We start from the raw sequence: 4612 nt of genomic DNA, 5'->3' as shown, positions 1-4612 counted from the left end.
GCGCCGCGGCTCGAGCGCGGTCACGGCGTCCGGCGCGCGCACCAGGCCGAGCAGCCGGCGGGCGAGCGCGGGCGGCGTCAGGTCGGGAGGCATGGGCGGGCGCACGGCGGGACGCCCCGCGACGCGGGTGAACTGGTGCTGCTCGTAGTCCCACACGTCGAGGCGGTCGCCGTTGGCGAGGTAGTCGCGCTCGCCCGTCGTGGACAGCGCGGCGACCCGCCAGCGGCGCGTCCCGCCGTACCAGGAGCGCATCCGGGACGTGCCGTGCAGCGGGCCGGTCGCGTCGTCCAGTCCGGGCAGGTCGGGAAGGCCGAGCGAACCGGTGACCTCGATCAGTCCCCGGTGCGCGCGCCCGTCCGAGCCGAGGACCCGCCGCACCAGCTCGGCCGGGCTCCGTCCGGACGACGACGCGGGCCACGCGGCGAGCGCGACCGGCGTGAGGCAGAGCGCGGCCACGGACGCCACCACCGCGGCCCACCGACGCCGGGCGTCGCGACGCACCACGCTCACCTCAGTGAGCGTACGCGGCACATCCCGATCTGCGTCACTTCGTCCCGAGCAACGCCCCAACGGGCCGTCCGGATTCTCGCCGGGCGGACTAGCTGATATTGATGGTGCCGCTGACCTTCTGCACCTGAATCGCTTGCTTGGCCGTCCCCGAGAAGTTGTTGAAGTACTGCTCCGTGGGCCGGGTCCGCACGCTCTCGCGCAGCTCGGCGAGTTCGCGGCGGAGCTCGGCGTTAGCCTCCGTCGCCTCCCGGACCAGCGCCTCCAGCGCCTCGGCCTCCCGGCGCACCTCCGGGTCGGCGTCGGCGGCGCGGCGGATGACGCCCTCAAGGACGCGCGCCTTCTCCGCGTCGTCCGGCGCCTGCTCGATCTCCGCGAGTTCGGCGTCGTTCTCGGCACGGCCCCGCAGCATCGCGTACAGCTGCTTGGCCTTGTCCCGGACGGGTTCGCCCGCCAGCTCGACGGCCTTCCCCGTCGCTGCGGTCACAACGGCGATCGTGATCGGATCCATCAGGACACTCCCCGGCGACGTTCGGTGGTACGAACAGTCCATCATGTCCGCCCGACGGCCACCACCGGGACGAGGCGGTGAACGCCGTTCCGCGCGGACGGCCCGGCCGCAGACCTCACTGGCGGTTCAGCGCGCGACTCACGCCCGCGATGGTCGTGGACGCCAGCGTCCAACCCGCGACGACCAGCGCGTACGACAGCCACTGGTAGCCGCCGCGCGGCGCGAAGCGGTCCTCCTGCCCGAAGCTGATGATCGGCAGCAGCAGGTCGAGGGCGTAGGCGAAGGCGTTGAACGGCGGATGCTCGTCGGCCTTCACCGGCGGCGGGTTGTGCAGCCAGAACACCGTCGCGCCGAAGGCCCACAGCGCGGCGAGCCAGGCCGCCGAGCGCAGCGGCCGGTAGCCGTAGCCGACCGCGCCGTCCTGGAGGTACCCCCAGACGCGGCCGTACCAGGGAAGCGTCCGCCGGTAGTGCCGCTGCTTCGCGATCTGGACGTTCCGGGCCGCCTTCTCGTCCCCGACGCGCCGGTAGTACGCCGCGAGCTGCTCGTACGAGTGCGGCACGTAGGCGGACTCGTCCCGCTTGAAGACCTCGATGCGGTCGCGCGCGGGCAGGCGCGGCGTCAGCGACCCGTAGTCCAGCCCCTCCAGGGCCACCGTCTCGGGCCACACCTTCGGCGGGATGTTCAGCAGCCTGAACGACGCGCGGCGCATGTTCACGTGCCCGACGATCGGCTCGGCCTCCCGGAACCAGAGCTCGCCGATCGTGCAGCCGCTCACCCGCAGCGCGACGCCGCCCGGATTGGACAGCCGCGCGTATGCGAGGTTGACCTGCCCGCCCACCTTCACCCCGCGCAGGTTGACCCGGCCCTCCGCGCACAGGCTCTTGGCCCGGACGTCGTTGGCGATCGCCGCCATCTCACCGTGCAGCGCGGTGTGCCCGGGATGGCTGAGGACGGCGTCCTCCAGGTTCAGCGTCCCCGCGATCCGCGAGCCGACCAGCGACACCTCGCCGTGCGTCCGGAGCCCGGGAGCCCACACGTCGTCGCTGAACGTCGTGTGGTTGAGGTGCAGGATCTGCGTCCCCTCGCGGCCCGGCTCGCCGAGCCGCGCCCGCTCCATGAACAGCGCGCCCTCGATCCGCGCGCCGCCGAGCTGGACGGGGCCGGGGATGACGCAGTCGGTGAACCGCAGCACGCCGGCCACCCGGATGGTCGCCGCCTCCAGCGCGGGCAGGTACGACATGCTCAGGTTGAGCTGCCGGAAGCGGGCCCCGTACAGGTTGGGCGCCTCCTCGAAGTGGCACCCCCAGAACCGGATGGCGTGGTCCACGGTCGCGTAGCGCAGGTTCAGCCTGCCCACGATCCGCGCGCCGTTCAGCCGCAGCGCCGCGACCTCGCCGTCGCGCGTCGGGGCGTTCAGCAGCAGGGCGCGCAGGACCGAGGCCCGCACGGTCCGGTCCCGTCCCCAGGACGCGCCGGTCGTCGCGTCCTCGCCGGGGGAGGCGCCGAGGTCGACCGCCTCGCCGCTCGCGAACGCCCGCCAGACCGACCGCTCCGCCCGCGACAACTCGCTGCGCCGCACGCGCCCCCCTTCCGCCGGGACCGTCCCCAGTGACATGGACGGCATATCGGACGGCGGCGTTCCGTGTCACCGGATCCGGGCGAACGAAAACGATCCCCGGCCGGGGCGGCGGCGTTCCGTGTCACCGGATCCGGGCGAACGAAAACGATCCCCGGCCGGGGCGGCGGGGATCAGGGGGAGGGGCCGGCCGTGCTCCCCGGGGCCGTCCGGTGCGCGGACGGCCCCGGGGGGCGCTTCAGGAAGCGGACTTCTCCTCGTCCGACGCTTGCGTCGCGGAGCCCAGCGGGGCTGCGGTCGGCTCGGGCTCGCGGTCCTGGCGGCCCTGGGACGGCCAGGAGTCGAGCCGGGTGCGGCGGGGATTGGCCAGAGCGGCGCTCATCGTTGTCGTCGTCCTCCCGTGATCCCGTCCGTCGTCGGCGAGGTTCGCCGCCGGCGGGACGGAAGTGAGTCCAGTGAACAGATTTTCGCGGATGACCCCATGCCCACGGCAATTTGGTCTAGACCTGCTGGCCACTGTGACTTCCGGCAAACTTGATCATTCAGGTATGGACCGGGCCCCGAAACGCTCCCTAGGCTCGGGGCGACGACCCACCGTGACGACGATCACCGTGACGAACCCCACCATGACGGTGACCACCGTGAAGGTGACCACCTGAAGGTGACCACCGTGACGAGGACGGCGTGACGGTGACCACCGTGACGACGCCCCACCGTGACCACGTGAGCGAGGACGCAGCATGACCACCGCCCCGGAGGTGCCCGACATCCTGTCGCCGGAGTTCGCGGCCGACCCCTACGCCGTGTACTCCGCCTACCGCGCGGAGGCGCCGCTGCTGTGGCACGAGCCCATGCAGAGCTACATCGTCTCCCGCTACGAGGACGTCGCCCGGGTCTTCAAGGACCCGGTCTTCACCACGGCCAACTACGACTGGCAGCTCGAACCCGTCCACGGCCGGACGATCCTCCAGCTCAGCGGGCGCGAGCACGCCGTCCGCCGGGCGCTGGTCGCGCCCGCGTTCCGGGGGAGCGAGCTGGAGTCCCGCTTCCTGCCGGTGATCGAGCGCAACTCCGCCGAGCTCATCGACGCCTTCCGCAAGGACGGCCGCGTCGACCTGGTCTCGCAGTACTCGACGCACTTCCCGATCCGCGTCATCGTCGACATGCTCGGCCTGGACCGCGCCGACCACGCCCGGTTCCAGAAGTGGTACACCTCGATCATCGCGTTCCTCGGCAACCTCACCCAGGACCCGGAGGTCGCCGCGGCGGGCGAGCGCACCCGCGTCGAGCTGGCCGAGTACATGATCCCGATCATCCGGGAGCGGCGCGCGAACCTCGGCGACGACCTGCTGTCCACGCTCTGCGCCGCCGAGATCGACGGCACCGCGATGAGCGACGAGGACATCAAGTCGTTCGTCTCGCTGCTGCTCGCGGCGGGCGGCGAGACCACCGACAAGGCGATCTCCGCCGTCCTGATGAACCTGCTCGCGCACCCGGACCAGCTGGCGGCCGTCCGCGCGGACCGGACGCTGGTCCCGCGCGCCTTCGCCGAGACGCTCCGGTTCACCCCGCCCGTCCACATGATCATGCGGCAGCCGGCCGAGGACGTCGAGATCGCGGGCGGCACGGTCGAGGCGGGCCGGACCGTCACCGCCCTCATCGGCGCCGCCAACCGCGACCCGGGCCGCTACGCGCACCCCGACTCGTTCGACATCTTCCGGGACGACCTGTCCGCGGACACGGCCTTCTCCGCCGCCGCCGACCACCTCGCCTTCGCCCTCGGACGCCACTTCTGCGTCGGCGCCCTGCTGGCGAAGACCGAGGTGGAGGTGGGCCTCAACCAGCTCCTGGACGCCATGCCCGACGTCCGCTTCGCCGACGGCTACACCCCCGCCGAGCAGGGACTCTTCACCCGGGGCCCGGCGGAGCTCCCCCTGGTCTTCACCCCGGCCGCCTGACCGGGCCCCGGCGCGCCGAGGACGACGCGGCGCCGGGCATGACGCGGCGCGCGGGGC

At 72.7% G+C, this 4612-nt stretch carries 4 protein-coding genes and 1 pseudogene; 1 reads left to right on the top strand and 4 read right to left on the bottom strand.

All coding sequences use genetic code 11. The features are described from left to right. From DZF91_RS11630 to DZF91_RS41095, 4 genes and pseudogenes are all read right to left on the bottom strand, one after another. Positions 1-510, bottom strand: a pseudogene (locus tag DZF91_RS11630) (hypothetical protein); the annotation flags it as partial. Between the two features lie 88 nt (positions 511-598). Beyond that, entirely contained in the window at positions 599-994 is a 396-nt protein-coding gene (locus DZF91_RS11625) for a hypothetical protein (protein WP_147341110.1), read from the bottom strand. Between the two features lie 139 nt (positions 995-1133). After that, positions 1134-2600, bottom strand: a complete 1467-nt coding sequence (locus tag DZF91_RS41945) for a membrane-associated oxidoreductase (RefSeq protein WP_117357485.1) — start codon at positions 2598-2600, stop codon at positions 1134-1136. A 235-nt stretch (positions 2601-2835) separates the two neighbouring features. After that, positions 2836-2979, bottom strand: coding sequence for a hypothetical protein (locus tag DZF91_RS41095; RefSeq protein ID WP_199486566.1), 144 nt, complete (start codon positions 2977-2979; stop codon positions 2836-2838). Positions 2980-3337: 358 nt separating this feature from the next. Between DZF91_RS41095 and DZF91_RS11615 the strand changes: the two genes are divergently transcribed. Next, positions 3338-4555, top strand: coding sequence for a cytochrome P450 (locus DZF91_RS11615; protein ID WP_117357484.1), 1218 nt, complete (start codon positions 3338-3340; stop codon positions 4553-4555). The last annotated feature ends 57 nt before the right edge of the window (positions 4556-4612 follow it).

It is taken from the genome of Actinomadura logoneensis, assembly GCF_003428695.1.
GTDB classification, from domain to species: domain Bacteria; phylum Actinomycetota; class Actinomycetes; order Streptosporangiales; family Streptosporangiaceae; genus Spirillospora; species Spirillospora logoneensis.
Note: the sequence above shows the minus strand (reverse complement) of the source record. Positions and strands in the feature narration are given on the sequence as shown.